The organism is Yersinia aldovae 670-83 (genome assembly GCF_000834395.1).
Lineage (GTDB): Bacteria > Pseudomonadota > Gammaproteobacteria > Enterobacterales > Enterobacteriaceae > Yersinia > Yersinia aldovae.
The window spans coordinates 634,861-661,490 of sequence record NZ_CP009781.1 but is presented as its reverse complement, the minus strand read 5'-3'; the positions used below and the strand labels follow the sequence as shown (position 1 = coordinate 661,490).

Here is a 26,630-nt window from a genome sequence, read left to right as displayed (position 1 = left end):
AATGAGTAATCTCCTGGGGATTTGTTCAGTTGCCGCCTTCCTGCAACTCGAATTATTTTGGGTATATTTATGGTAATCATCTTGTTGAGTAATAACTCACTGTAATTAATCTCGATTTATCCTTTATAAAGGTATTTGTATGAAACAGAAAGTGGTTAGCATTGGCGATATCAACGTTGCGAACGACCTGCCTTTCGTGCTGTTTGGTGGCATGAACGTGCTTGAGTCGCGCGATCTGGCGATGCGCATCTGCGAGCATTATGTGACTGTCACCCAAAAGTTGGGCATCCCTTACGTCTTTAAAGCCTCGTTCGACAAAGCCAACCGTTCTTCAATTCATTCTTACCGTGGCCCAGGGCTGGAAGAGGGGATGAAAATCTTCCAGGAACTGAAACAGCAATTTGGTGTAAAAGTGATCACCGACGTTCATGAAATAAGCCAGTGCCAGCCTGTTGCCGAGGTGGTCGATGTTATCCAGTTACCGGCATTCCTGGCCCGTCAGACTGATTTAGTCGAGGCGATGGCACGCACGGGTGCCGTCATTAACGTGAAAAAACCTCAGTTCGTCAGCCCAGGTCAGATGGGTAATATCGTTGAAAAATTCAAAGAAGCTGGCAATGATCAGGTTATTCTTTGCGATCGTGGCAGTAACTTCGGTTATGACAATTTGGTGGTTGATATGTTAGGTATTAACGTCATGATTCAAGCGACTGGCGGCCATCCAGTGATTTTCGACGTGACTCATGCCTTGCAATGCCGTGACCCGTTTGGTTCTGCATCCGGTGGTCGCCGTGCGCAGGTGGCTGAACTGGCCCGTGCTGGTATGGCAGTCGGCTTGGCAGGTCTGTTTATCGAAGCGCACCCAGAGCCGAACAGTGCTAAATGTGACGGCCCATCAGCCTTACCATTGGCTAAACTGGAACCATTCTTGGTGCAGATGAAAGCTATCGATGATTTGGTGAAGAGCTTCCCAGAGTTAGATACCAGTAAGTAATATCCTTCGTCCTTGACGTTGGATATTAAAATATAAGCTGGGTGAATGATAGAAAGGCAGCGATTGACGCTGCCTTTTTTGATCGCGGAACAGCTTATTTTGCCTGTAATACTGCCAATGCTTCCGGCAGCGAACCATAGAAGCTCAGTTTGCCTTCAATAGGCTTCACCCGTGCTCTTGCCAGCGTCTTCAGTGGCTGGAACGGGATATCGGTGATAAGCAGTTGCTGGTGTTCTTTCAATGCCTCAGTGAAGCGCAGGAACGCATTCAGGCCACCTGCATCAAGTACAGGTACCGCATCCCATTGCAGAATAATCGTGTCGTAATCCTCGCAACGGCACAGCAGCTCATTGAATATTCGTTCGGCAGCGGCAAAGAATAACGGCCCGTTAACGCGTAATACCAATGTATGCGCATCAACGGCGGCGGGGATCTCACTTAGCCGTGTCATTCGTGCAATTCGCCGCATAAACAGCAGTGATGCCAGCACTATCCCAACGGTGATGGCAATCACCATGTCGAACAACACCGTCAAACTCATGCACAGTAACATCACGATAATGTCATCTTTGGGCGCACGCCGGAGTAGATCGACCACTTTATGCGCCTCGCTCATATTCCAGGCGACAATCAGCAACAAAGAGGCCATCGCCGCTAACGGCAGATATGACAGCATCGGAGCCAGAACCAGCAACGCCAGCAGCACCAATAGCGCGTGAATAATGGCGGATACTGGCGATGTAGCACCGGCACGCACGTTGGCGGCAGAACGTGCAATGGCGGCCGTGGCGGTAATCCCACCAAAGAAGGGGGCCACCATATTACCCAACCCCTGACCGACTAATTCACTGTTTGAGTGATGCTTCTGCCCGGTCATGCCATCCAGAACCACTGCACAGAGTAATGACTCAATTGCGCCCAGTACCGCCATCGAAAACGCGGCAGGTAGCAATGCAGAAACGGTGGCCCAATTTAATACAAAGGGCTGACCGTTGGCCGCAGGTAAATTCCACGGCAGAACAAATTGCGGCAGGATAGGTGGGATACCGTGGCCCTGTGTGCCATCGGCTAGCAGGTAGCCAAAGCGTGAGCCGATAGTCGCCACTTGACTATCAAACAGCGATAATACGGCCATCACCGCAGCCCCCGCGACCAGTGCAGGTAAGTGACCCGGTAACTTTAACTTCAGACGAGGCCAGAGAATCAATACCAGCAGTGTGACGGTAGCAATTAAAGTATCACTGAGATTGATGGTTGGCAGCGCTCGCGCCAATGCCATCACCTTACCGACATAATTTTCCGGTACTTCTGTCAGATGCAGGCCAAAGAAATCTTTGATCTGCATAGTGGCAATCGTGATGCCAATGCCGGAAGTAAAACCCAGCGTTACGGGCAGCGGAATATATTCAATCAAACGGCCAAGTTTCCCCAGCCCCATGCAGAGTAGAAATATGCCGGAGATCAAGGTTGCCAGTAATAAGCCCGCTAAACCAAACTGCTGTGAAACGGGATAAAGAATAACCACAAAAGCGGCGGTCGGGCCGGATACGCTATATCGCGAGCCACCGGTGACCGCAATGACTATACCGGCGATAGCCGAGGTATATAGACCATATTGGGGGGGGACACCGCTGGCAATCGCCAGTGCCATAGCCAATGGGATTGCAATGATACCGACGGTGATACCGGCAATTACATCTTTAATAAGTCTTTGAAGTGTATAGGTTTCCCGCCAGCAAGCATCAATAAGTGCGCTGAACGGCCTAATGCCGTTGATTCCGTGCGTTTTCATTAAGGTACAAACCAAATAAAGAAAAGACAAAATAAATGGCGGGCCAGTAGGGGTCCGTCTCGAGTAGCAGACAACAACGATACGCCTATTCACGACAAGAGATCTAGATGTATATCAATCTCTACCGAATATTTAGATAACTATCCGTTTTGCAAGGCTGCATATTTGAACAGATTCATAGCTGGCAACCAAATTTACCCTCGTTGCTTAATTAAAAGTGCTTGTTATCGCGCTTACCCTGCCTTTTTTATCTCAATAGCGGAAAATATCATGAGAACAGCTTGGCGAGCCAAGTTACTGAATACGGTTATCAGGTCGTAATTCGGATATATCTTGTTAGATGAAAGAGAAGGGCGGTCTCATAATGAAATTATTCAAGAATAAAGCCTATCTCACGGCTAAGATATAGGTTAGAAACCATCTCAAATGTAGGTGCTAAATGTTCGAGGCTGCGGATGAATAAATTCAACGTAAAATCAGATTTAATTTTACTGATCAATCAGAACTATCAATGTCAGGTAACTCCTACGTTGGAAATTCACAAGGCTAATGCGACGCCATGAGCGAATTAGACTCTCTTTTTGCATTGTACAGAGATGCTTGCGTGACCTACGCAACCCTGTCTATAAGCTATTTTGCATTAAGTAAAAACAGCCCTTTTTCCTATAACGGTGAGGTCTGGAAACGTATTGTATACGGCCTCGTATCAGGGCTGGTTTCCCTTTATCTTAATCAGGATCAATGGGTAATCTCTGGTTCGTTTTTCTACAGTTTTGAGTTGATCCCTATTGTTTTGGTCACATTCTATGGCGGTTGGTTAAGTGGGCTGACAGCGATACTGATCAACGTCTCCTTTACCAGTTGGGTTACGCTAGATAACGTATTAATAACAATAGTATTTATTCCACTGGTGTTATTTCGTGTATGGGAACGAAAAAGTAACCATATATTTTATATAGCCATTATATTAATTGCTATTTACCACATTGCTGTCGCTGCTTTAATCGTCAAACATGAACTGATCTGGACACAGATTATTATCTATCAGTTTATTTCTGCTCTTTGTCTGGCCATCTGTTATCACGCGCTAGATTTCAAAGAACGTCATATTTACACCTACTTTACGATGAAAGATCGGGCCAATATCGATAAGTTAACTCAGTTAAATAATCGGGCAAGTGCTGATTATCGGCTGGCAACGATTCATAACCGCCGTCAGGCTTGCGGATTGATGATTTTGGATATCGACCATTTTAAGTCGATTAATGATACTTATGGCCATGATTGCGGTGATATTGTGTTGACGACCGTTGGGGCATTGCTGAGTCATGCCGTGCGCGATGAGGATTTCATTGGGCGATATGGCGGTGAAGAATTTATCGTTATTACTCGCAGCTATGATCCACAAACCATTAAATCAGTGGCTGAACGTATCCGCGAACGGGTTGAGAGTTTAGACGTGTTATTACCTGATGGGCGCAAGATAAAAGCCACGATCTCCATTGGTGCGTCACTTTATCTACCCGGAATGTCGATGTTGAAAGCACTGAAAATGACTGATGAAGCGCTTTATCAGGCGAAGCGGCAGGGACGTAATCAGGTGGTATATAGCCGGTTAATGCCATTCTCGCCACTGGGTGACCGTCATTTTCGGGAAGAAAGGCGGCGGCGCTCATAGCAATGACTGGAATCAGAATTTCTGGCAAATCTGGCAAAGAAAAAGGCCCTGACTTTCGTCAGAGCCTTTTGCTCGAATATGGCGGTGAGAGAGGGGTTCGAACCCTCGATACGCTTACGCGTATACACACTTTCCAGGCGTGCTCCTTCAGCCACTCAGACACCTCACCGTTACGTCACAACGCTAAGCACTGCAACGGGGCGGTACTATAGGGATTGGCGGCTTGCGGGTCAAGCAGTATTTATTCGTTATCAACCATCTGGTTATTCTGCGCGCAGATAGTGTAAATCACAGACAAATCAGGTGGGTTTAACGCCATATTCTTGCCTGTTGTGGGGAGTCGACCATGACATAATCGGCTCCCAGCTCTTTAGCTATCCGATAATCTTCGGCAGAATTTATACCGATCAGCAAAACTTTTACGTCGCCACTTTCTTTGAAACAGTCCATTGCCTGTTGATTCCAAACTAACTGCGTCCGCGTCGTTCCTTTGCCAAGTGTAAATGTCTCTATAACTTTCACATCACGCTTTAATTCAAATGCATAAAGCTTATTTTTACGGCGGGTATGTCCATCACTCCAGCTCTTGGTAAGAATGCATTTATTGGCCATAACAGCATTTGCTAAAACCTTGCGGGTTTTATTGCGTGGCTCAAACTTATTAATATAATCAGGTAAGGCATTCAGATATTTTTTCTCAGTAGAATAGAAGGTAATTCTGTTAGATGAAAGAATGCTCTCTCTTAGTTCTGTTATGACACTTACTATTACTTCAGGGTCTGCATCAGGAGATTTTATATCTATAAAAAATCTAGTTTTCGGGAATGACAAAAGTATTTGATGTAATGAAGGGATCTTAATTCCGCGGCCACGGTAAGAATAATGGCCATCACGTTTAAAGTGATAGGCTGCATCTAATTGCTGTAATTCTTCCCAAGAATGGCCTGAAATAGGGCCGTTACCGTCAGTTAACTCCTTTAAATCTGTGGGTCGATACAGCACAAGGGCACCATCTTTAGTGAGTTGAACGGTGATCCAAATTATATCAGCTTTATTTAATATAGCGTGACTAATGCCATCGTGTGTATTCTCTGGAAAGTCGGCGGTTCCCCCTCGATGAGCTACAATTAATGGAGATGCTGATAATGGGCTGATATACAGCGCTAATAGTAAGGTAATGCAATATAATTTTTTTATTTTCATCTTAGCCTCGCTGGCGAATGTAAAATAATTGAAATGTTCTCCACCTTATTTGTAGCACTTTTTTCAGTTCTCAATATAATCAATTAATAGTGGTCTTATGAGGCAATGGCTAGATTGATATTTATTGTTTCATGCTCAGGGAAAATGATTTTGGCCTATGGGCCTTTTTAAGGAAAGGGTTATCAAGAAAACAAAAAACGGCAATCCAGCGAACAGGCTCTGGTATTAACCAGGCTTGTTACCGGTTGCCGTTTTTTTTGGCTGCCCAAAGGCTTCTTTACTGCGAAGAAATCTATCTACTGGCTAAATATGGCGGTGAGGGAGGGGTTCGAACCCTCGATACGCTTACGCGTATACACACTTTCCAGGCGTGCTCCTTCAGCCACTCAGACACCTCACCGTGGTACTGCAATATCGTTTAGCGGTATACAACCGCTGACCGGCGTAATGTAGGCAAAAGTGCGTCCAGCGTCAACCCTCTTCTACCCGCTTTAATTCTATTGAGTCAAAGTTGCAGCAATTTGCTGATTTCATCGACATTTCTTGCTTGTAGCGCTTGCATCTCACGATAAAGCGCGGAAATCTAACCGGTACTTTCGCAAGGAGCTGACAAATCATGAACATTATTTTTTATCACCCGTTTTTTGAAGCAAAACAGTGGTTGTCTGGCATACAGTCTCGCCTGCCGGAGGCTAAGGTCAGGCAGTGGCGGCGCGGTGATTCTCTGCCTGCCGACTATGCGCTGGTCTGGCAACCGCCTCATGAAATGTTGGCTAATCGAGTTGCGTTGAAAGGCATTTTTGCGTTGGGTGCCGGTGTCGATGCCATTTTGGGTCAACAACGCCGCCACCCTGGTATATTACCGGCAGGTGTACCACTAATACGGCTGGAAGATACCGGTATGTCATTGCAAATGCAGGAATATGTTGTGGGTTGCACCCTGCGTTATTTTCGTCGGATGGATGAATATCAATTGCAACAACAGCAAAAGCTCTGGCAACCATTACAACCTCATCACCATGATCAATTCACGGTGGGAATCTTAGGGGCTGGAGTATTAGGCAAGAGCGTTGCCCAAAAACTGACTGAGTTCGGTTTTACCGTTCGCTGTTGGAGCCGCACCGCGAAAAATATTGATGGTGTGGGCAGCTTTGCTGGTCATGAGCAGTTGCCCGCATTCCTCAAGGGGACCCAATTGCTGATTAATCTGCTACCCAATACACCAGAAACAGCCGGAATACTGAACCAGCCGCTGTTCTCGCAGTTGAACGCCAATGCTTATGTGATCAATGTTGCTCGTGGTGCGCATTTATTGGAGTGCGATTTATTAGCTGCGATGCAGGTAGGGAAGGTCGCTGCTGCCACATTGGATGTGTTTGCTGAAGAGCCATTACCGCCAATGCACCCTTTCTGGACTCATCCACGGATTACCCTCACACCGCATATAGCCGCAATAACGTTACCTGAAATAGCAATGGATCAGGTGGTGGCCAATATTCAGGCAATTGAGGCGGGTAGGGAGCCGGTCGGGTTAGTTGATGTGGCTCGAGGTTACTGATTTAAGGCGTATACTCTAAATAATTTGAGCGGTAGAAAGGCTCCCAACACATATAAAACGTGAAATATCATGGGGGCATTTTTGCCGCTAAGGGGAAGGGGCAATCAGGCAAAACCACTTTTTTAGCTCAGCCGATGAGAAGAATTCCTGCTATCATTAGCGAACAATGCTTTGCCTGCAAAAAAGCCTTCTCTCCTTAAAAGACTTTGTGGAGTAGTCATGTATCCTGTTGATTTACATATGCATACTGTTGCCAGTACCCACGCTTACAGTACCCTGCACGATTATATCGCCGAAGCCAAACTGAAAAATATCAAACTGTTTGCCATTACTGATCATGGCCCCGATATGGCTGATGCGCCGCATTACTGGCATTTTATGAATATGCGGGTGTGGCCACGTCTGGTCGATGGGGTGGGTATTTTGCGAGGTATCGAAGCCAATATTAAGAATCTGGACGGTGATATTGATTGTACCGGCCCGATGCTGGACGCGGTCGATCTGCTTATTGCTGGTTTCCATGAGCCGGTATTCCCGCCGCAAGACAGAGCCGCCAATACGCAGGCAATGATTGCCACCATGGCGCAAGGTCATGTGCATATTATCAGTCACCCCGGTAACCCTAAATACCCGGTTGATATTCAGGCCATTGCCGCAGCCGCTGCCAAATATGATGTGGCTCTGGAATTAAACAACTCATCTTTCTCGCATTCCCGAAAGGGCAGCGAAGCGAATTGCCGCGCAATTGCCCAAGCGGTGCGGGATGCCGGGGGTTGGTTGGCGTTAGGGTCTGATTCCCATATTGCTTATTCATTAGGGGTTTTTGAACATTGTGAACGCATTATTGATGAAGTGAATTTCCCGCAAGAGCGTGTCCTAAATGTTAGCCCGCGTCGTCTACTGAATTACCTTGAACAACGCGGTCGCCCTGCAATTGCTGAATTAGCTGATTTATAACCTATTATGTGACGTTGTCACCGTTAGACTTATACAAAAATAAATAGAACACAGGAAGATGTAAATGAATGATTTTTCACTGGTTTGCCGGGTGCTTGGTTCACTGTTCTACCGTCAGCCACAAGATCCACTGCTTGAGCCGCTGTTTGCACTGGTAAGCGAAGGCAAGTTGGAACAGCATTGGCCGTTGGAGCAAGGTGAGCTGTTGGCGCGTCTACAACGGGAATACCAGCCAGCGGCGTTAATCGCTGATTACCGCGCCTTGTTTGTCGGGGAGGAATGCAGTGTCTCACCTTATGGCTCTGATTATGAAGACGCACCCCCAGAAGCAGAAATCCGCGCGTTTTTGCAACAACGCGGGATGCCACTAGGTGACGGTCCAACGGACCATTTTGGCGGCTTATTGCTGGCAGCCTCGTGGCTGGAAGATCAGGCGGCTGAGGACGAAGTTTTGGCACAAACCCTCTTATTTAGCGAGTATTTATTGCCTTGGTGTGGCCGTTTTCTTGGCAAAGTTGAAGCCCACGCCACCACGGGTTTCTACCGTACCTTGGCGCAGTTGAGCCGTGAAGCGTTGCAAGCAATGTGGGATGAGTTATCAGAAGATACCCTTCCTGCTTGATGCTGCAACGGCGTTAGCCACTCTCATTCACCCGAATCACTGACTTGAGTCAGTGATTCGGGGTTTATTGGTTTGCAGCCAGACGGTAACGCCAATACGTGAGGATGTATCAATCTTTATCTTGTAGACAAGCCGTGCTGCTAGTCAGTCAGGGGGATGACTAATTGGCCCGGTTTCACTTCTAAACCCTTAGCCAGTTTTTTCGCCATGCCTTCAGCTTTACTCTTATCGGCGTCCAGTACGTAGGCGGGTTGCTGATCAAAGTAGGATTTCAACGATTGGTTCAGATAGGGCGTTAACGCTTTCATTACCGAGTCCATTTTTTCCGGTTTGACGGTGTAATCGGTTAACTCCATGTTTTTCAGGAAAATAGCTCCTTTTTCACGATCAAATATCGGCTGCGCTTTTAATGTCAGCGTCATATCCGCACTCTGCGGGCCGAGGATCGAGGTGATATCCACTTTCGCATTACCGGTTAACGTCACTTTGCCCGGTTCAGCACGACCAATCTGGCTCTGTAACTGTGTCAGGGTGATATGAGCGTCAACCAGCCCAGGAATGCCAATCTGCTTTTCATAGTTATTATGTTTTTGCAGATATTCATTGACTTCCTGCTCGCTCAAGGTGTACTGAGTCAGTTGATTGCAGCCGACCAGTGTGGTTGTCACGATCAGCGCAGCAGCGCCCCACATCAATTTATTCATTAAAACCTCATGGCAATAAGCACTATTCAAACAGATAAACTTAGCCAATAGTAACCGGTAAGTTTGTCATTTTGTATTATTAACCGTGTTTGTTCAGCTACGGTTGTGTTGTGGCGGCGAATAGTGCGACAAGAAATTGGCTCTGCCAATCGGATAACCCTGAATCAGTTAACTGCGGGGGAGATCCCAGAGAAACCGTGCCCGCTGGTATCTAAATGGCTAGCTGCCGCTCAACATGGCAGACTCAATGCGCCGCTGATTAAATTGCCAGTAAAGCCCTACCAACGTAATCAAGCCGATAACCCCCAGCAGGAACCACGGCAATTCTGGCATTTCCAGTGTTCGGCCAGTATCGTACATCCACCCCCCGCCGGTATAGCCTAATGCGCCACCCAGTGCCAGGCCAAGGCGACTAAAGCCCATATAGCTGCCACGAGCACGGGAATCCGCCAGAGACGCACTGAGGGTTTCACGCGCCGGTTCAGCGATAATGGAACCCATATAGAAGAAGCAGATAAACATAAATAACGTTTGTAAATGGGTAATCAGGCCAATTGGGAATAGGCTTAACGTCATGATCAGTAGCCCGAACATCAAACGTTGCTCCAGGCGAAAACGTTTTTCACTCCATCGGGCAATCGGGTATAGCAACGTCAGTGACAGTGCGGCTTCAATCGCGTACATCCATTTTACCGAGGCCGGCGATCCGGCGACTTCATTGACCACGATAGGCAGCATCAGCATCACTTGTACTGACAACATATAGTAGCCCGTGAGTGTCAAGACGTAAGTGACAAAGCGGCGATCACGCAGCACCCGCATTAGGCCCTCTTTCATCGGCGCACGCACGGTAGATATGCGATATGCGGGGAGTAACCACAGATTCCAGCCCGCAGCTAAGACGAAAATAACCGCGCCAGTCCAGCAAACAAAGTGGAAGTCGTATTGCAGCAGCCAGCTACCAATCAATGCGCCAATCACCGCGCCGGCGCTGTCTTGCATCATGAGCAGAGAGTAAAAACGGCCACGTTCATGCGGGCGGGTCAGCTTAATTACCAGCGCGGTGCGCGGTGGGTCAAACAGCGTGCCGCCTAACCCTGAGAGCGCACAGGAGAGCAACAATATCCAAGGCTCATTTGCCATCGCCATAAAAGCAAATCCGGCGGCTCGCATCAACATACCGGTGACTATCATCGGTTTGGCACCGAACCGGTCAGCAATTGCGCCGCCGAAGATGCCTAATCCTTGCTGTACAAGTTGTCTCAACCCCAAAGCAAGGCCAACAATGACCGCTGCCCAGCCAAGTTGATCGACAAACCGGATGGAAATGAGTGGGAAAACGACAAAAAAGCCCAACACAACTAACAAGTTATCAAGCAATAAGAAATACTTACCCAAGCTGCGAGCCTGTGATACCAAAGCCATGCTTCACCGTCAGAAATCAGAAGAAGGGGGATACAAATCACGCTTATAGTTTGTACCGAAATTGATAGAAACGATAGAGGGTAGACAGATAATATTTTTTATCGTCAATACGTTACCTCATCGACTGTTTCATAATAAAATACGGTTTTAGCCGTTCAATGTTTGAATTTATGGTTTTTAATGGTAACAGGCGATAAAGGGCATTTTACGCCGTGCCCTTGCAGCAGGTATATTGATCAAAACAGATTTCGGTTCCGTTGAGTACCGCGTGCAGCCCAAGGGGAGCAGATGTTCGGCTATCATTCAGCAATACCTAAAATACGCCTGACGACGGATCGTATGTCACTGCGGCTGGTTCATGAACGTGATGCCTACCGAATGGCGGAGTATTACGCGGAGAATCAGGCATTTCTCAAACCGTGGGAACCGGTGCGTGATCAAAGTCATTGTATGCCTTCGGGCTGGCAAGCGCGCTTGGGCATGATTATGGAACTGCAAAAGCAGGGCAGTGCTTATTACTTTATTCTGCTAGACCCAGAAGAAAAAGAGGTGCGTGGCGTGGCTAATTTTAGCAACATATTGCGCGGCTCGTTTCATGCCTGTTTTCTCGGTTATTCGCTGGGTGAGCGCTGGCAGGGGCAGGGGTTAATGTTTGAAGCACTGCAACCGTTGATTCGTTATATGCAGCGGCAAGAGCGGATGCACCGTATTATGGCGAATTATATGCCGCATAATCATCGCAGTGGCAGCTTACTGGAACGTTTGGGGTTTGAGCGCGAAGGTTATGCCAAAGATTATTTATTGATTGATGGCCAGTGGCGCGATCATGTGCTGACGGCTTTGACTCACCAAGAATGGACGCCAACTCGCTGAGGTCAGGATGAAACATATTTTAAACGCCCAGGAAGCCAGAGTTATCGGTAGTTTGCTGGAAAAGCAAGTGACAACGCCAGAGCAATATCCGATGTCGCTCAATGGCGTAACCATCGCCTGTAATCAGAAAACCAACCGTGAACCGGTGATGGAGTTATCCGACACAGAAGTGCAGCAAACGCTGGATTTTCTGTTGAAAAAGCATCTTATCCGCACCCAAAGCGGCAACCGGGTAATGAAGTACGAGCAGCGTTTTTGCAATTCTGAATTTGGCAATCTCAAATTCTCTCCTGCCGAAGTTGCGGTAATGACCACCCTATTATTACGTGGCGCACAGACACCGGGTGAGTTACGCACCCGCACCAGCCGGATGTACGAGTTTGCTGATGTAGCAGAAACGGAGGCGGTACTGACCCAATTGTCACTGCGTGAAGATGGGCCATTTGTGGTGCGTTTGGCGCGTGAACCGGGTAAGCGTGAAAGCCGCTTTATGCATTTATTCAGTGGCGATGTGGCTCCAGCTCCGGCCGTAGATGAGGGCGATAAAAGCAGCGTAAATAGTCTTGAAGCCAGAGTTGCCCAGCTTGAGCAGCAGGTCACTGCACTGACTCGCCGCCTGGATGAAGTGCTGCTCCAACTGGATGATTGATATGAATTTGATAAAAACGTTAGCTGTGGGCAAAAAGATAAGGATTGGTATTGTGGGGCTGGGTGGCATTGCGCAAAAGGCCTATTTACCTATCCTGACGCAAGCACGAGACTGGCAGTTGGTTGGGGCATTTTCCCCCAATCAGGTCAAAGCGCAACCCGTCTGCGACAGCTACCGGATGCGCTATTTCTCACGGTTGGACACGTTAGCCGCTGATTGTGATGCTGTCTTTGTCCACAGCAGTACCACCAGTCACTTTCAGGTGGTGAGGGCGTTACTGCAAGCGGGCAAGCATGTCTATGTTGATAAGCCATTAGCTGAAACACTTGACCAGTCCGAACAATTGATTCAACTGGCCGCTAAACAGCATTTGGCGCTGATGGTGGGTTTTAATCGCCGTTTTGCACCTTTATATCAACAGCTTAAGCAAGGCTTGGTCACCCCGGCCTCACTGCGAATGGAGAAGCATCGTCAAGATAGCATCGGGCCAAATGATGCCCGCTTTACCCTGATTGATGATTACCTGCATGTGGTCGATACGGCATTGTGGTTAGGTGGCGCAGGCGCAAAACTGGGTACTGGGCGAGTACAGGTTAATGCCCAAGGGCAGATGCTGTATGCCGAACATCATTTTCAGCAGGCTGACTGCCTGATCACCACCAGTATGCATCGTCAGGCTGGAACTCAGCGTGAAAGTGTGCACGCGGTCAGTCGCGGTGCCTGCTATCAGGTTACGGATATGCGCCAATGGCAACAGGAGTCTGAGGGGCAGGTCATCAATCTCCCCGTCCCTGGCTGGCAAACCACACTAGAGCAGCGGGGCTTTACTGGCGCAGTGCATCACTTTATTACCGCTGCCAGTAACCAAACGGCACCACAGGTTTCAGGTGAGGAAGCCATTTACGCACAACGCATGATTGAGCGAATCCTACAACAGCACGTCGAAGGATAACGGGCGCAATCACACCGGCTGAAAAGCCTATTGGTATCAGCAATCTGTTACACCTTGCGGTGGCTATTTATGTGCGGATACGTAAACTGACGCCTGTTCTAAAACAGCCTTAGGCTCGCTTCCATCGGTGTAGCCAGCATTGGGTAAATATGATGCCTGCTGTGCGCAGGTGTGAGTGTTTACGGCGTATTTTAAAAAACAGATCGAAAACAGGTCTACAGACAGATCAGAAGCCCAGCAGAAAAATCTATGAATCTACTTAAATCACTGGCTGCGGTCAGTTCCATGACCATGTTTTCCCGCGTATTGGGCTTTGCCCGTGATGCTATTGTGGCGCGGGTATTTGGTGCAGGGATGGCAACGGATGCCTTCTTTGTGGCATTTAAATTGCCTAACTTACTGCGGCGCATTTTCGCCGAGGGAGCTTTCTCTCAGGCATTCGTACCGATTCTGGCGGAGTATAAGAGCCAACAGGGTGAGGAGGCGACACGCACTTTTATCGCTTATGTCTCCGGTCTGTTAACCTTGATACTGGCTGTCGTCACCGTATTGGGGATGCTGGCAGCACCTTGGGTCATTTTTATCACGGCCCCCGGTTTTACCGATACACCGGATAAGTTTGCGCTGACATCCGCCCTGCTACGGGTGACATTCCCTTATATCCTGTTGATCTCGCTGGCTTCCTTGGTCGGTGCAATTCTTAATACCTGGAACCGATTCTCCATACCGGCGTTTGCCCCCACTTTCCTTAATGTCAGCATGATCGGTTTTGCGCTCTTTGCCGCGCCGTACTTTAACCCGCCAGTAATGGCACTGGCCTGGGCGGTGGTGGTGGGTGGGGTGCTGCAATTGGGCTATCAACTGCCTCATTTAAAGAAGATAGGCATGTTGGTGTTACCACGCCTGTCACTGCGAGATGCGGGGGTCTGGCGAGTGATGCGCCAAATGGGGCCTGCTATTCTCGGTGTTTCGGTTAGTCAAATATCTCTGATTATTAACACTATTTTTGCTTCATTCTTGGTTTCAGGTTCAGTCTCATGGATGTATTACGCGGATCGTTTGATGGAGTTTCCATCGGGTGTGCTGGGAGTGGCATTAGGCACCATCTTACTGCCGTCGTTAGCGAAGAGTTTTTCCAGTGGCAACCACGATGAATATTCCAGATTGATGGATTGGGGGTTGCGTCTGTGTTTCTTGCTGGCTCTGCCCAGTGCCGTGGCTCTAGGGATTTTAGCCAAACCACTGACGGTATCGTTATTCCAATACGGTAAATTCAGCGCCTTTGATGCGGCTATGACGCAACGCGCGCTGGTGGCTTACTCCGTCGGCCTGATGGGGCTGATTGTGGTAAAAGTGTTGGCTCCGGGGTTCTACTCCCGTCAGGACATCAAAACACCGGTAAAAATCGCCATTATCACGTTGATATTGACTCAGGTGATGAATTTAATCTTTATCGGCCCGCTCAAACACGCGGGGCTATCACTGTCTATTGGTCTGGGGGCTTGCCTGAATGCCAGCTTGCTTTATTGGCAGTTGCGCAAGCAGAATATTTTCCAACCGCAACCGGGCTGGGCGGTGTTCCTGACTAAACTGGTGATTGGTGTGGTGGTGATGTCGGTCGTTCTGCTGGGGTTGCTATGGGTGATGCCTGAATGGGATGTGGGGGGCATGGCTTACCGCTTGTTGCGCTTATCGGCAGTGGTAGCGGCAGGGGTTATTACCTATTTTGCGGCGCTGGCGTTACTTGGATTTAAAGTGCGAGATTTTGCGCGTAGAACTCATTGATTTGTCAGTAATAACAAAAGGCCCTGCGGGGCCTTTTGTATTTTGTCGTAATAAAAACTACATCCGTTCGACTGTCTGAATACCCAACGTATCCAAACCTTGTTTCAATGTTTTTGCCGTTAACATTGCCAGCTTAAGGCGGCTTTGACGGCTCTCTTCGCTGTCTGCATTCAGGATCTGGCAGTGTTCGTAGAAACTGGAGAACAACCCCGCCAAATCATATAGATAAGAACACATTACATGCGGAGTACCTTCGCGGGCTACGGCAGTAATGACTTCTTCAAACTGCAACAGGCGGGTTGCCAGCGACGCTTCACGCTCTTCGGTGATGACCAATGGCAGTGTCAGGCTGCTCTCATCAATGCCGGCACGTTTAAACACCGATATCACGCGGGTGTAAGCATACTGCATATAAGGTGCGGTATTGCCATCCAGTGCCAACATGTTATCCCAATCAAAGATATAGTCAGTGGTACGGCTTTTAGATAAATCTGCATATTTCACCGCGCCAATACCAACAGCTTCAACCACTTGCTTGAGTTCATTCGCTGGCATATCTGGGTTTTTCTCGGCAATCAGTTTGCCTGCACGCTCAATGGCTTCATCCAGCAAATCGGATAACTTAACGGTGCCACCTGAACGGGTTTTAAACGGTTTGCCATCTTTGCCCAGCATCATGCCGAACATATGGTGTTCCAATGGCACCGACTCGGGCACATACCCTGCCTTGCGTACGATAGTCCAGGCTTGCATCAGATGTTGATGCTGGCGGCTATCGATATAGTACAGTACGCGATCAGCCCCGAGTGTTTCGTAGCGGTATTTGGCGCAGGCGATATCTGTGGTGGTGTAGAGGTAGCCGCCATCCTTTTTCTGGATGATAACGCCCATTGGCTCGCCATCTTTATTTTTATACTCATCCAGATAGACAACAGTTGCACCTTCGCTTTCGACCGCCAATCCTTTGGCTTTCAGGTCAGCGACAATCCCCGGCAGCATTGGGTTATACAGGCTTTCACCCATAACGTCGTCTTGGGTCAGGGTGACATTCAGGCGATTGTAGGCAATCTGATTTTGCGCCATCGTGATATCTACCAGCTTGCGCCACATTGCACGGCAATACTCATCGCCGCCTTGCAGTTTCACCACATAAGCGCGGGCACGTTTGGCAAATTCTTCATCTTCGTCATAGGTTTTCTTGGCTTGTTGATAGAAAAGCTCCAGATCCGATAGCCCCATATCACTGGCATTTTCATTCTGCATTTTTTCCAAATAGGCAATCAACATGCCGAACTGAGTGCCCCAGTCACCGACGTGGTTGGCTCGAATGACGTTATGGCCTAAAAACTCTAAAGTTCGTACCGCCGCATCACCAATAATGGTTGAGCGCAGGTGGCCTACATGCATCTGTTTCGCGACATTGGGGGCTGAGTAGTCAACTACAATCGTCTGCGGTTCGACCGGTGCAACGCCGAGTTTCGGTGCGGTTAGCGCATACTCAACTTTTTCTGCAACCCATTGGCGGTCAAGGAAGATATTGATAAAACCAGGGCCGGCAATTTCAACTTTGCTGGCAATGCCGGTGAGGTCAAGCTGCTCAATGACTTTTTCTGCCAGTTGCCGTGGTTGCATACCCAGTTTTTTGGCCACGGCCATCACGCCGTTTGCTTGATAATCGCCAAATTGCACTTTGGCAGATTGGCGAACTTGTGCTTCGCACTCCGCCGGAGCACCTGCTGCAATCAGCGCCTGGCTGACTTTATCTGAGAGAAGAGCCTGAATATTCACCGAGTTACCTTAATTACGCACGAAAGAGTTATTAATTGCGCACAGAAATCTCTGTGCCAGTTAATTCAAACAAGACCTGCCCCCACATGGCAAAGCGTATGGGGCGGCGGTCAGGTAGAGTGTTAGCCACAATATGTCAGGATTTATACCATATTTGATTATCGACGTCAGCATCAGGTCTTTGCAGAGCATTAAACTCAAGCCAAGTGGTGATTTTATTAGCAATACATAATCCATAATAAAGAAACGCTTAGATAAAACATGGCTGCTGCGTTGGAATAAAGGTAAATTATAGCCGCTTAAAATCCCTAAATACCCATCAGCATGGAGAGTCAGATGCGCGCCCTGAAAGATATCGCTGAGTTGCAGGACTTATTAACAGACCAACCCCGGTTTGAGCAAAAACTGTCGCGCTTCGCGGCTAAATTAAAACTGGATTTGGCACAATTCCAGGCTGACCATATTTCATTGCGGTGCCATCAAACTGAAACTGCCGAGCGTTGGCGTCGTGGATTACAACATTGTGGTTATTTGATGTCCGAGACACAAATTAATGGTCGGTCAATTTGCTTGTTCGATTTAGCACAGCCTCTGGTTGTTGGGCCGTGGCAGATTGATTGTGTTGAATTGCCTTATCCGGGCAAAACCCATTATCCTCATCAGGGGTGGGAGCACATTGAGTTAGTCTTGCCAGGAGATGCACAAACCCTGATGCAACGCGCCCGCGCGCTATTACCCGATGAATTGCCCGCAGGCGTTAGCGTAAAGTTTAGTTCGCCGCAAGGGGAGGATGAGCGATTGCCAAACCCGACATTGGCTGTCACAGATGGTCAGATAACGATTAAATTTCACCCTTATACGTTGCGTCAGATTGTCGCCAGCGAGCAGTGTCGCTAACGTCTATGGGTTATTTATTTCGATATTGATTATCACTTATGGTTGTCCCTGTGACTGACGTCTACTCATAAATTTAAAATGAGTGCCATAGTCAACACTTCAGCATGGCTGAGTGAGTGCGGTTGTCGATTTAATGTGAAATTATTTTTAGATTGAAAATTGTCATTCGATATTTGTTTCATTCAGTAGCGAAATTGTTAGGTGGTTTATATATCCCAGATAGCAAGGGGCACCCACTGTCGCAGTAAGATCCGTCAAACGGGGGAAAAAATGACTATATTGGAAATTTGTTGCTATAGCGTCGATTGCGCGCAAATAGCAGAAAAGGCAGGAGCCGACCGGATTGAATTATGCTGCGGTCAGTCTGAAGGGGGGTTAACGCCTAGCGTCGGTGCATTAATGCAGGCCAGAGAAACCATCACGATACCGGTTCATCCGATCGTGCGGCCTCGCGGTGGTGATTTTTGTTATAGCCATAATGATTTTGCTATCATCAAAAATGACGTTGCCCGGATTCGTGATCTGGGGTTTGCCGGCGTCGTTGTCGGGGTGTTGGATACTGACGGCCATATTGACATGCCACGGATGCGGGAAATCATGTCCCTCAGTGGCTCACTGGCTGTCACGTTCCATCGTGCATTTGATATGTGCCAAAACCCGATGATCGCGTTACAACAACTGGCCGATTTGAACGTTGCACGTATTCTTACCTCTGGCCAGCAGCAGAACGCAGAGTTGGGTTTATCCTTACTGAAAGATTTGGTTGCCGCGACGCAATGCAGTGGGCCGGTTATTATGGCTGGTGCCGGGGTTCGTTTGACTAATATGCAGAAATTTATTGATGCGGGTATTCGCGAGTTGCACAGTTCTGCTGGCCGCACCATTCCATCGACCATGAAATACCGTAAAGCCGGTGTCACCATGTGCGCAGACAGTGATGTCGATGAATTCGCTCATTACTGTGTGGATGGCGAAGTGGTTGAGGCGATGAAGAGTTTATTGGTAATGGGCACGCCACTTTCACGCAGTGCTTAGAACCTGCGAGCTTAACGCTATAGCCTGATTAGAACGCCCCGGCCTATCAAGTCGGGGCGTTTACGCGTTACGGCTTACGAGCGATTAATACCGCTCTGAGTGGGGCCGGGTAGCCTTCCACGGTTTTACTCGGGTCTTGCGGATCAAGGAATTCAGCCAATGATTCGCTGGTCATCCAATCGGTACGGCGCTGCTCTTCAGTGGTCGTCACTGCGCTATCAACGATTCTGACATCAACAAACCCGCACTTCTCCAACCAGGCTTTCAAGGCTGGCGCTGACGGAATAAAGTACACATTCCGCATCTGGGCATAACGATCACCTGGCACCAATACCTGCTGACTATCGCCTTCAACCACTAGCGTCTCAAGCACTAATTCACCCTCGCTAACGAGCTGATTTTTAAGCTGATAGAGGTGATCCAGTGGTGAACGACGGTGATAAAGCACCCCCATTGAGAACACCGTGTCGAAAGCCGCTAATTCGGGCAGTTGCTCAATGCCCAATGGCAGTAAATGCGCGCGCTGGTCGCCCCCTAACAGTTTGCGAATGGCTTCAAACTGGCATAAAAATAGCTGCATGGGATCGATTCCCACCGCCAGGTGGGCACCTTCGCCAATCATGCGCCATAAGTGATATCCGCTGCCACAGCCGACATCCAGAATAGTGCGACCTGCCAGTGGGCTAATGTGCGGCAATACCCGCTGCCATTTCCAGTCGGAACGCCATTCGGTGTCAATATCTAACCCGTACAAAGAGAAGGGGCCTTTGCGCCACGGCATCAGCGTGCGCAGCATATTCTCCATGCCTTCACGCTGACCGGCGGAAATTGGCGGGGACATGTCAGCACGCACGCCATCACGTAACTCCAACGTGGTAGGGGTAAGTTGGGGTAGATGCTCTACGGCATTAAACCAGGTTTTGAACTTGCCATGCAGCGATTCACGCTGCCAGGCGCTAAGTTGGGCGGGCAGGGTGTCTAGCCACGGGCTTAATGGGCCTTTGGCAATCAGCCGGTAAAAATCGCCAAAATCTATCATTGCGCCTCCCCTGCTTTCAGGGCAATCAGTGAACCAAAATTAAAACACTGAAACCATACTTCTGCGTGTTCAAAACCGGCCTGATGTAGGCGTTTTTTATGGGTTTCTACGGAGTCGGTCAGCATAACATTTTCTAACATGCTGCGTTTTTGGCTGATTTCTAATTCACTGTAGCCATTGGCGCGTTTAAAGTCGTGGTGCATGTTGAACAGCAATTCGCCGACATCGCTATCGTCGAAGCTGAATTTTTCAGATAACACCAGCGCACCGCCGGGGCGTAACCCTTGATAGACCTGATTAAGCAGGCGTTGGCGATTGGCCGGTTCAAGGAATTGCAGCGTAAAATTCAGCACCACCATGGATGCATTTTCCAGCCGGACATCCAGAATATCAGCTTCAACTACCTCAACCGGCGTATCTGCGCGGAAAGCATCAATGTGACGTCGGCAGCGCTCAACCATCGCCGGTGAGTTATCTACTGCGATGATTTTGCAACCGTCTGCTTTTATGTTGCGACGCATTGACAGTGTTGCTGCACCGAGCGAGCAGCCAAGATCGTAAACCTGGCTATAGGGTTGCACAAAACGCTCTGCCAACATGCCAATCATCGAAATAATATTGGAATAGCCGGGGACCGAGCGCTGGATCATATCGGGGAACACTTCAGCGACTTTTTCGTCGAAGGTCCAGTCACCTAATTTGGCAATAGGTGCCGCAAATAAGCTGTCATGCAGTGGCTTTATAGCCTCAGACGGCTGTTGCGCATCGTTTTGAGATTGAGTGTCGCGGTTTGGCATGACTGTCTTTGGAATAAACAAGAAATTTAAGCCGCATACTATAGCAGAAAGTGGCACCAATAAGAGCAGGAAGCCGTACAAATAAGCGCGATAAAGTGGTTTTAGTCAGTGAGGATTAATCATGAAGGCGGCCATAAGCCGCCCGGACTTGCGGTTGTTCTGGATGCCTGAACGTAGAATACAGATAAACAGAGCAGGTACTGCGACGCGGATCAGGTCAAACTAAAAACTTGATCCCAAGGTAAATAGTAAGTATTTGCAATAACCATTAAAACCAAAGAAACATAAGTGGCACTCATCCCCGAGCGACGCCAGCGAATCTCACGATGACGCAAACCGTAATAATGCAACAGGCGACCGGTTATCAGCATTAATCCGCAAATATGGATCATCCAGGTCTCGGCACCATTCATTTCCATCATAATGAGCAAAATGACAGCAATAGGTATGTATTCTACAGCGTTACCATGTACACGGATGGCGGTCTGTAATTCATAAAAGCCACCGTCGCCATAAGCGACTCGGTACTGGTTTCTCAATTTAACCACATCAAATGAAAGCTTGATCAATAACAGTGCGCCCAACACCACATAAAGCGAGCTAACCATTTTCAACTCCATTGCCCAACATAGACCGGCCGAATAATGATAACCGCACACTGGGTTACTGTCGCTAGAAAAATGGACAGAATGTCATTTCTTTAGGTTGTGTTTAGTGTCTGGAAAGATGAACTTAAAACAGTGTCTCTTGCTCAGGCCAATCCGGTGGTGCGGCTAATGTTGGTATCAGCGCGGCCAGGTGCTGCCAAATCTTCTGTGCCTGCTGTGGCGAGTCACCGTTATCGGGGGTGTGGATGAAGACATAAGGTTGATATTGCTGTGCCCACAAGGGCAGTTTCTGCATCCACGGTGAAAATAGCGCCAGATTATCATCCAGTTGGTCACCACCAATAAACCGCACCAGAGGCTGGCCGGCGGTGACCACGGCATGAACCGGCAAACGTGGCTTCTTACTTTGCGCATCACGCACCGCAGCGGTTGACGGTTTTGCCGCATGAATAGGGCGGCTATCAAGCATCACTCGATTGACTGCTCGCTGGTGTAAGCCTTGGTTGAGCGCGCGTTCGGCATCACCTTTGGCCAAAAATTCTGGGTGACGCACTTCCACGCCATAATGGAAACCCGCCGGCAATTTATCAATAAATTGCCATAAACGATTGAGGTCATTTGGCCCGAAAGCGGCGGGTAGCTGTACCCATAATTGTCCAATCCGATCATGCAGCGGGGACAGACATTGGTAAAAGGCCTGCAAATCTTTATCACAGTCGCGCAGAGCCGCTTGATGGCTGATTGTCGCCGGGAATTTAAAGCAAAAGCGGAAGTTATCGGGCGTCATATCGCGCCAGCGTTGTACTATTTCCAGCCGTGGCAGTGCATAAAAAGTAGTATTCCCTTCAACACAGTTAAAGTAGCGACTGTAATCAGCCAAGTCCTTGATACCCAATCGGTTCCAGGTTGGGTGTTGCCATTGAGGCAGTCCTATATACATCTTTTACCCTTCTTACTTGGCGCTACAGCGTTGTTAGCTGCATTCACGCACCCGAATCACTGACCAACGTCAGCTCATCGGGATTTATTCATTTGCTGCCTAGCTGTAACACCAATTAATTTGGGTAAACTCTTCTTAACTTGGCGCTACAAGTCGCAGTTAGCACAAATTTAACGTTACACGCTCAGGGCTGCAAGGATCTCGGTGCTGTTGCGTACGCGGGAGATGCGGGGGAAGATTTTTTCAACTGCGAATTGCTGCATCTCATTGTTCTCGGTGCTGCAACCATCTTCTGCAATCACCAGCTCATAACCGTGCTCCCAGGCGGCGCGGGCGGTGGATTCAACGCCAATATTAGTGGCAATCCCGGCTAATACGATGGTTTTTATCCCGCGACGACGCAGTTGTAAATCTAAATCGGTACCGTAAAACGCCCCCCATTGATGTTTTATCACTTTGATATCGCTATCTGTCACCGCCAGCTCTGGCGGGAAAGTCCACCATGACTCAGGTAAACCACTGGCCGGACTTGGACTGGGCTGATCGACCGGTTGTTTCAGTGCTTCAGCAAATGAGTCTGACCAACCCACGCGCACGAAAACCACCGGGGCACCGAGCTTACGAAAGCGTTCTGCCAGGCCAGCATTGGTCGTGACGACCTGCTCTGCACTGTAAGGGGCTTTAGCAAAGGGTAAAATTCCCTGTTGCAAATCAATCAGTACCAATGCGGTGGTTTTTGCATCAAGTTTCATGGTGTTATACCTTGGTATCATTGGAGAAATTCTGGACGATAGACTTCATCTGTTGACCAGTTTATGCCAACAAATGTTATCGGACAGACCTTGTGAGGGGATAATTTTGTTAAATGATGTGTTAAAACAGCAATGAAAACGTTTTTGTCGTGCCTGAGCTGTGCGTTCGCTCTTATCTACGCCACGAATTTCCTTTATAATGACTCCCTTTTTTCAACACTCTTTAATCCTAATACCTGTACATATATGCCTATATATGACTTTTTTTGGATAAAATAGGGCGTGTAGCGCTTACAACCATCGATTAGAGAAATTACAGAAATTTTCTGACGCGCCGCTGACTCAATGTCCTGCGTGTCATCAGCCCGCGTTAACGAAACTTATCTCTGCGGCCGGCTTTCAATTGAAAGGCACCGGTTGGTACGCGACAGATTTCAAACCGGGCAGTAACAACAAACCAGATAATAAGAGTAAACCAGACAGTAGTAGCTGAGGCTCAATTAGGGCTCATCAGAAAACAGCCGCACGGAGTGCAGAACGCGTGCGGCATCGGCTGAGTAAAAGGATATTGTATGCGTACTGAGTATTGCGGGCAGTTGAATCTGTCCCACGTAGGCCAGGAAGTGACACTTTGCGGTTGGGTTAATCGTCGTCGTGACCTCGGTGGCCTGATTTTTATCGATATGCGCGATCGCGAAGGTATTGTACAGGTATTCTTCGATCCGGATCAGAATGCGGCTTATAAGCAAGCCTCTGAACTGCGTAATGAGTTCTGTATCCAGATAACCGGTACGGTGCGCGCACGTCCTGACAGCCAAATCAATAAAGATATGTCGACCGGTGAAGTGGAAATCTTTGCCAATACACTGAATATCATTAACCGTTCTGAGCCGTTGCCACTGGACTCTAATCAGACCAACAGCGAAGAGCAGCGCCTGAAGTATCGCTATCTGGACTTGCGCCGCCCTGAAATGGCCGATCGCCTGAAAACGCGCGCTAAAATTACCAGTTTTGTCCGCCGTTTCATGGACAGCCACGGTTTTCTGGATATTGAAACCCCGATGCTGACCAAAGCGACGCCGGAAGGTGCGCGTGACTATCTGGTGCCAAGCCGTGTACATAAAGGCAAGTTCTATGCACTGCCACAGTCACCGCAGTTGTTCAAACAACTGCTGATGATGTCTGGTTTTGACCGCTACTATCAGATTGTAAAATGCTTCCGCGATGAAGATTTACGTGCTGACCGTCAGCCAGAATTTACTCAGATCGATGTTGAAACCTCTTTTATGACCGCCGACCAAGTGCGTGAAGTGATGGAGAAGCTGGTGCGCGAATTGTGGCAGGAGACCAAAGGTGTGGATCTGGGCGATTTCCCGGTGATGACCTTTGCTGAAGCCATGCGTCGTTACGGTTCTGATAAGCCGGATCTGCGCAACCCAATGGAATTGGTTGATGTCGCTGATTTAGTTAAAGATGTCGAGTTTAAAGTCTTCTCTGGCCCGGCCAATGACGCCAAAGGCCGCGTTGCAACATTGCGCGTGCCGGGTGGCGCGCAAGTCACGCGTAAGCAAATTGATGAATACGGTCAGTTCGTCAGCATTTATGGCGCAAAAGGCTTGGCATGGCTGAAAGTCAATGACCGTGCCGCTGGCGTTGAAGGCGTACAAAGCCCGATCGCGAAATTCCTCAGTGCTGACGTGCTGGAAGCGATTCTGGCCCGCACTCAGGCTGAAAGCGGCGATATCCTGTTCTTTGGTGCCGACAGTTATAAAGTGGTGACAGATGCGATGGGCGCATTGCGCCTGAAAGTGGGCCGTGATCTGGCATTGACCCACTTGAACACCTGGGCGCCGCTGTGGGTGGTTGACTTCCCGATGTTCGAAGATGATAGCGAAGGCGGCTTGTCTGCCATGCATCACCCGTTCACTGCGCCTAAAGACATGAGTCCGGAGCAGTTGGCTGCGGCACCGACCACCGCGATTGCCAATGCTTACGATATGGTCATCAACGGTTATGAAGTCGGCGGCGGCTCGGTGCGTATTCACCGCACTGAAATGCAGCAACAAGTGTTTGGTATTCTGGGTATCAATGAACACGAACAGCGCGAGAAGTTTGGCTTCCTGCTGGATGCCTTGAAATTCGGCACCCCACCCCATGCAGGCCTGGCTTTTGGTTTGGATCGTCTGGTGATGCTGTTGACCGGTACTGATAACATTCGTGATGTTATTGCCTTCCCGAAAACCACGGCTGCGGCTTGCCTGATGACGGATGCGCCAAGTTTTGCCAATCCTGCTTCACTGCAAGAGCTGTCTATCAGCGTGGTAGCGAAGAAAGGGGCCACTGATAGCGCGGCAGAAGAGAATCAGTAATGAATTATAAGCGGCCTGAGTCTATTTTGGCGGTGATCTACGCCAGAAACAGTGGCCGGGTGTTGATGTTGCAACGGCGGGATGACTCTGATTTTTGGCAGTCGGTCACCGGCAGTCTGGAAGGTGATGAAACGCCGTTGCAAACCGCGCAGCGCGAAGTAAAGGAAGAAGTCGGCATTGATATACCGGGTGAAAATCTGGAGCTGCTCGACTGCCAGCGCTGTGTGGAATTTGAACTCTTTGTGCATTTGCGCCGTCGCTATGCGCCGGGTGTTACGCGCAATAAAGAACATTGGTTCTGTTTGGCGTTACCCGAAGAGCGGGATGTTGTGATTACCGAACACCTTGCTTACCAGTGGCTAGATGCTGCGGACGCTGCAGCATTGACCAAGTCCTGGAGTAATCAGCAAGCGATTGAAGAGTACGTTCTTTATTCAGTCTAGTTAGGCTATTTTGGAGATACTTATTTATGGCAGGTCATAGTAAATGGGCCAACACAAAACACCGCAAAGCGGCACAGGATGCCAAGCGCGGTAAGATTTTTACTAAAATTATCCGTGAGCTGGTGACCGCTGCACGTCTGGGTGGTGGTGATCCTGGTGCGAACCCACGGTTACGTGCGGCTATCGATAAAGCGCTGTCAAATAACATGACGCGCGACACCCTGAACCGCGCAATTGCTCGTGGTGTGGGTGGTGATGAAGATAACAATATGGAAACCATCATTTACGAAGGCTATGGCCCAGGCGGCACTGCCGTAATGGTTGAATGCTTAAGTGATAACCGTAACCGTACCGTATCTGAAGTTCGCCATGCATTCACCAAAACCGGTGGTAATCTGGGAACTGATGGCTCGGTTTCTTATCTATTCACCAAAAAAGGTGTTATTTCCTATGCACCGGGTTTGGAAGAAGATGCGGTGATGGATGCAGCACTGGAAGCGGGTGCTGACGATATCCTGGTCTATGATGATGGTGCTATCGATGTATTTACTGCCTGGGAATCTCTCGGCGCGGTGAAAGATGCACTGGATGCCACCGGTCTGGTTGCTGAGGGCGCTGAAGTCTCTCTTATCCCATCAACCAAAGCTGAACTGGATGCAGAAACCGCGCCAAAACTGCTGCGTTTGATTGATATGCTGGAAGATTCTGATGATGTGCAAGAGGTTTACCATAACGGTGAAATCTCTGATGAAGTGGCTGCAACGTTGTAA

The 26,630-nt window shown here is 48.7% G+C and carries 25 protein-coding genes and 2 tRNA genes; 15 read left to right on the top strand and 12 right to left on the bottom strand.

Annotation, left to right across the window (positions count from 1 at the left end):
- Positions 1 to 139: 139 nt before the first annotated feature.
- Positions 140 to 994: a 3-deoxy-8-phosphooctulonate synthase gene (kdsA, locus tag AT01_RS03040; protein ID WP_004698958.1), complete on the top strand. Its 855-nt coding sequence runs from the start codon at positions 140 to 142 to the stop codon at positions 992 to 994.
- A gap of 94 nt (positions 995 to 1,088) precedes the next feature.
- On the opposite strand, the gene dauA is transcribed toward kdsA, so the two are convergent.
- Positions 1,089 to 2,786, bottom strand: a complete 1,698-nt coding sequence (gene dauA, locus AT01_RS03035) for a C4-dicarboxylic acid transporter DauA (RefSeq protein WP_042546031.1) — start codon at positions 2,784 to 2,786, stop codon at positions 1,089 to 1,091.
- A 559-nt stretch (positions 2,787 to 3,345) separates the two neighbouring features.
- Between dauA and AT01_RS03030 the strand changes: the two genes are divergently transcribed.
- Complete coding sequence (locus tag AT01_RS03030) at positions 3,346 to 4,464, top strand: GGDEF domain-containing protein (protein ID WP_042546030.1); 1,119 nt, start codon at positions 3,346 to 3,348, stop codon at positions 4,462 to 4,464.
- A gap of 79 nt (positions 4,465 to 4,543) precedes the next feature.
- On the opposite strand, the gene AT01_RS03025 is transcribed toward AT01_RS03030, so the two are convergent.
- From AT01_RS03025 to AT01_RS03015, 3 genes are all read right to left on the bottom strand, one after another.
- Positions 4,544 to 4,633, bottom strand: a tRNA-Ser gene (locus AT01_RS03025).
- 140 nt (positions 4,634 to 4,773) lie between these two features.
- Positions 4,774 to 5,667: a glycerophosphodiester phosphodiesterase family protein gene (locus AT01_RS03020; RefSeq protein WP_042546029.1), complete on the bottom strand. Its 894-nt coding sequence runs from the start codon at positions 5,665 to 5,667 to the stop codon at positions 4,774 to 4,776.
- 310 nt (positions 5,668 to 5,977) lie between these two features.
- A tRNA-Ser gene (locus AT01_RS03015) sits at positions 5,978 to 6,067 on the bottom strand.
- Between the two features lie 216 nt (positions 6,068 to 6,283).
- Here AT01_RS03015 and ghrA point away from each other — a divergent pair.
- The 3 genes from ghrA (at position 6,284) to AT01_RS03000 (ending at position 8,804) form a co-directional block, all read left to right on the top strand.
- Positions 6,284 to 7,225 (top strand): glyoxylate/hydroxypyruvate reductase GhrA, encoded by a 942-nt coding sequence (gene ghrA / locus AT01_RS03010; protein WP_042546028.1) that lies wholly within the window; start codon positions 6,284 to 6,286, stop codon positions 7,223 to 7,225.
- 219 nt (positions 7,226 to 7,444) lie between these two features.
- Positions 7,445 to 8,182, top strand: a complete 738-nt coding sequence (locus AT01_RS03005) for a phosphatase (RefSeq protein ID WP_004698975.1) — start codon at positions 7,445 to 7,447, stop codon at positions 8,180 to 8,182.
- A 64-nt stretch (positions 8,183 to 8,246) separates the two neighbouring features.
- Entirely contained in the window at positions 8,247 to 8,804 is a 558-nt protein-coding gene (locus tag AT01_RS03000) for a TorD/DmsD family molecular chaperone (protein WP_042546027.1), read from the top strand.
- 140 nt (positions 8,805 to 8,944) lie between these two features.
- Here AT01_RS03000 and AT01_RS02995 read toward each other — a convergent pair whose 3' ends face one another.
- Entirely contained in the window at positions 8,945 to 9,508 is a 564-nt protein-coding gene (locus AT01_RS02995; RefSeq protein WP_042546026.1) for a lipoprotein, read from the bottom strand.
- A gap of 219 nt (positions 9,509 to 9,727) precedes the next feature.
- The gene (mdtH, locus tag AT01_RS02990) at positions 9,728 to 10,933 is read right to left on the bottom strand and encodes a multidrug efflux MFS transporter MdtH (protein ID WP_004698981.1); all 1,206 of its coding nucleotides are present in this window, start codon (positions 10,931 to 10,933) and stop codon (positions 9,728 to 9,730) included.
- Positions 10,934 to 11,221: 288 nt separating this feature from the next.
- Between mdtH and rimJ the strand changes: the two genes are divergently transcribed.
- From rimJ to murJ, 4 genes are all read left to right on the top strand, one after another.
- On the top strand, positions 11,222 to 11,806 hold the full coding sequence (rimJ, locus tag AT01_RS02985; RefSeq protein WP_042546025.1) for a ribosomal protein S5-alanine N-acetyltransferase: 585 nt from the start codon (positions 11,222 to 11,224) through the stop codon (positions 11,804 to 11,806).
- A gap of 7 nt (positions 11,807 to 11,813) precedes the next feature.
- Positions 11,814 to 12,455: a YceH family protein gene (locus AT01_RS02980; RefSeq protein ID WP_042546024.1), complete on the top strand. Its 642-nt coding sequence runs from the start codon at positions 11,814 to 11,816 to the stop codon at positions 12,453 to 12,455.
- A gap of 1 nt (position 12,456) precedes the next feature.
- Positions 12,457 to 13,407: a Gfo/Idh/MocA family protein gene (locus AT01_RS02975; protein WP_082039531.1), complete on the top strand. Its 951-nt coding sequence runs from the start codon at positions 12,457 to 12,459 to the stop codon at positions 13,405 to 13,407.
- Positions 13,408 to 13,656: 249 nt separating this feature from the next.
- Complete coding sequence (murJ, locus tag AT01_RS02970) at positions 13,657 to 15,192, top strand: murein biosynthesis integral membrane protein MurJ (RefSeq protein WP_042546022.1); 1,536 nt, start codon at positions 13,657 to 13,659, stop codon at positions 15,190 to 15,192.
- A 57-nt stretch (positions 15,193 to 15,249) separates the two neighbouring features.
- On the opposite strand, the gene argS is transcribed toward murJ, so the two are convergent.
- The gene (gene argS, locus AT01_RS02965; protein WP_042546021.1) at positions 15,250 to 16,980 is read right to left on the bottom strand and encodes an arginine--tRNA ligase; all 1,731 of its coding nucleotides are present in this window, start codon (positions 16,978 to 16,980) and stop codon (positions 15,250 to 15,252) included.
- Positions 16,981 to 17,316: 336 nt separating this feature from the next.
- On the opposite strand from argS, the gene AT01_RS02960 reads away from it, so the two are divergent.
- Both AT01_RS02960 and cutC read left to right on the top strand, forming a co-directional pair.
- On the top strand, positions 17,317 to 17,877 hold the full coding sequence (locus AT01_RS02960) for a VOC family protein (RefSeq protein ID WP_042546020.1): 561 nt from the start codon (positions 17,317 to 17,319) through the stop codon (positions 17,875 to 17,877).
- A gap of 270 nt (positions 17,878 to 18,147) precedes the next feature.
- Positions 18,148 to 18,912, top strand: coding sequence for a copper homeostasis protein CutC (gene cutC / locus AT01_RS02955; RefSeq protein WP_042546019.1), 765 nt, complete (start codon positions 18,148 to 18,150; stop codon positions 18,910 to 18,912).
- A gap of 67 nt (positions 18,913 to 18,979) precedes the next feature.
- Here the strand turns inward: cutC and cmoB are convergent, their stop codons facing one another.
- The 5 genes from cmoB to AT01_RS02930 form a co-directional block, all read right to left on the bottom strand.
- The gene (cmoB, locus tag AT01_RS02950; protein ID WP_042546018.1) at positions 18,980 to 19,951 is read right to left on the bottom strand and encodes a tRNA 5-methoxyuridine(34)/uridine 5-oxyacetic acid(34) synthase CmoB; all 972 of its coding nucleotides are present in this window, start codon (positions 19,949 to 19,951) and stop codon (positions 18,980 to 18,982) included.
- Entirely contained in the window at positions 19,948 to 20,748 is an 801-nt protein-coding gene (gene cmoA, locus AT01_RS02945) for a carboxy-S-adenosyl-L-methionine synthase CmoA (RefSeq protein WP_042546017.1), read from the bottom strand. Before cmoA ends, cmoB begins: the two co-directional genes overlap by 4 nt.
- Positions 20,749 to 20,960: 212 nt before the next feature.
- Positions 20,961 to 21,356 carry an MAPEG family protein gene (locus AT01_RS02940; RefSeq protein ID WP_042546016.1) on the bottom strand — a complete coding sequence of 132 codons (396 nt, stop codon included), beginning with the start codon at positions 21,354 to 21,356 and terminating at the stop codon, positions 20,961 to 20,963.
- Between the two features lie 124 nt (positions 21,357 to 21,480).
- Positions 21,481 to 22,296, bottom strand: coding sequence for a DUF72 domain-containing protein (locus tag AT01_RS02935; RefSeq protein ID WP_042546015.1), 816 nt, complete (start codon positions 22,294 to 22,296; stop codon positions 21,481 to 21,483).
- A gap of 176 nt (positions 22,297 to 22,472) precedes the next feature.
- Complete coding sequence (locus AT01_RS02930; RefSeq protein ID WP_042546014.1) at positions 22,473 to 23,048, bottom strand: hydrolase; 576 nt, start codon at positions 23,046 to 23,048, stop codon at positions 22,473 to 22,475.
- Between the two features lie 337 nt (positions 23,049 to 23,385).
- Here AT01_RS02930 and AT01_RS22160 point away from each other — a divergent pair, with 337 nt between their 5' ends.
- From AT01_RS22160 to AT01_RS02915, 4 genes are all read left to right on the top strand, one after another.
- A complete protein-coding gene (locus tag AT01_RS22160; RefSeq protein WP_235427281.1) occupies positions 23,386 to 23,541 on the top strand; it encodes an FmdB family zinc ribbon protein in 156 nt (51 codons plus the stop codon).
- Positions 23,542 to 23,620: 79 nt separating this feature from the next.
- Positions 23,621 to 25,417 (top strand): aspartate--tRNA ligase, encoded by a 1,797-nt coding sequence (gene aspS / locus AT01_RS02925; protein WP_042546013.1) that lies wholly within the window; start codon positions 23,621 to 23,623, stop codon positions 25,415 to 25,417.
- Positions 25,417 to 25,860, top strand: coding sequence for a dihydroneopterin triphosphate diphosphatase (nudB, locus tag AT01_RS02920; protein WP_042546012.1), 444 nt, complete (start codon positions 25,417 to 25,419; stop codon positions 25,858 to 25,860). Before aspS ends, nudB begins: the two co-directional genes overlap by 1 nt.
- Positions 25,861 to 25,886: 26 nt before the next feature.
- Positions 25,887 to 26,630 (top strand): YebC/PmpR family DNA-binding transcriptional regulator, encoded by a 744-nt coding sequence (locus tag AT01_RS02915; protein ID WP_042546011.1) that lies wholly within the window; start codon positions 25,887 to 25,889, stop codon positions 26,628 to 26,630.

What these genes read in the sequence shown, in the direction of transcription:
- AT01_RS03020 (WP_042546029.1), bottom strand. Translation starts at nt 5,667, where the DNA reads ATGAAAATAAAAAAATTATATTGCATTACCTTACTATTAGCGCTGTAT.
- nudB (WP_042546012.1), top strand. Translation starts at nt 25,417, where the DNA reads ATGAATTATAAGCGGCCTGAGTCTATTTTGGCGGTGATCTACGCCAGA.
- AT01_RS02930 (WP_042546014.1), bottom strand. Translation starts at nt 23,048, where the DNA reads ATGAAACTTGATGCAAAAACCACCGCATTGGTACTGATTGATTTGCAA.
- AT01_RS02915 (WP_042546011.1), top strand. Translation starts at nt 25,887, where the DNA reads ATGGCAGGTCATAGTAAATGGGCCAACACAAAACACCGCAAAGCGGCA.
- mdtH (WP_004698981.1), bottom strand. Translation starts at nt 10,933, where the DNA reads ATGGCTTTGGTATCACAGGCTCGCAGCTTGGGTAAGTATTTCTTATTG.
- dauA (WP_042546031.1), bottom strand. Translation starts at nt 2,786, where the DNA reads ATGAAAACGCACGGAATCAACGGCATTAGGCCGTTCAGCGCACTTATT.
- AT01_RS02975 (WP_082039531.1), top strand. Translation starts at nt 12,457, where the DNA reads ATGAATTTGATAAAAACGTTAGCTGTGGGCAAAAAGATAAGGATTGGT.
- AT01_RS03005 (WP_004698975.1), top strand. Translation starts at nt 7,445, where the DNA reads ATGTATCCTGTTGATTTACATATGCATACTGTTGCCAGTACCCACGCT.
- ghrA (WP_042546028.1), top strand. Translation starts at nt 6,284, where the DNA reads ATGAACATTATTTTTTATCACCCGTTTTTTGAAGCAAAACAGTGGTTG.
- AT01_RS02940 (WP_042546016.1), bottom strand. Translation starts at nt 21,356, where the DNA reads ATGGTTAGCTCGCTTTATGTGGTGTTGGGCGCACTGTTATTGATCAAG.
- kdsA (WP_004698958.1), top strand. Translation starts at nt 140, where the DNA reads ATGAAACAGAAAGTGGTTAGCATTGGCGATATCAACGTTGCGAACGAC.
- rimJ (WP_042546025.1), top strand. Translation starts at nt 11,222, where the DNA reads ATGTTCGGCTATCATTCAGCAATACCTAAAATACGCCTGACGACGGAT.
- cmoA (WP_042546017.1), bottom strand. Translation starts at nt 20,748, where the DNA reads ATGCCAAACCGCGACACTCAATCTCAAAACGATGCGCAACAGCCGTCT.
- AT01_RS02960 (WP_042546020.1), top strand. Translation starts at nt 17,317, where the DNA reads ATGCGCGCCCTGAAAGATATCGCTGAGTTGCAGGACTTATTAACAGAC.
- cutC (WP_042546019.1), top strand. Translation starts at nt 18,148, where the DNA reads ATGACTATATTGGAAATTTGTTGCTATAGCGTCGATTGCGCGCAAATA.
- murJ (WP_042546022.1), top strand. Translation starts at nt 13,657, where the DNA reads ATGAATCTACTTAAATCACTGGCTGCGGTCAGTTCCATGACCATGTTT.
- AT01_RS02935 (WP_042546015.1), bottom strand. Translation starts at nt 22,296, where the DNA reads ATGTATATAGGACTGCCTCAATGGCAACACCCAACCTGGAACCGATTG.
- AT01_RS03030 (WP_042546030.1), top strand. Translation starts at nt 3,346, where the DNA reads ATGAGCGAATTAGACTCTCTTTTTGCATTGTACAGAGATGCTTGCGTG.
- AT01_RS02995 (WP_042546026.1), bottom strand. Translation starts at nt 9,508, where the DNA reads ATGAATAAATTGATGTGGGGCGCTGCTGCGCTGATCGTGACAACCACA.
- aspS (WP_042546013.1), top strand. Translation starts at nt 23,621, where the DNA reads ATGCGTACTGAGTATTGCGGGCAGTTGAATCTGTCCCACGTAGGCCAG.
- cmoB (WP_042546018.1), bottom strand. Translation starts at nt 19,951, where the DNA reads ATGATAGATTTTGGCGATTTTTACCGGCTGATTGCCAAAGGCCCATTA.
- AT01_RS03000 (WP_042546027.1), top strand. Translation starts at nt 8,247, where the DNA reads ATGAATGATTTTTCACTGGTTTGCCGGGTGCTTGGTTCACTGTTCTAC.
- AT01_RS02980 (WP_042546024.1), top strand. Translation starts at nt 11,814, where the DNA reads ATGAAACATATTTTAAACGCCCAGGAAGCCAGAGTTATCGGTAGTTTG.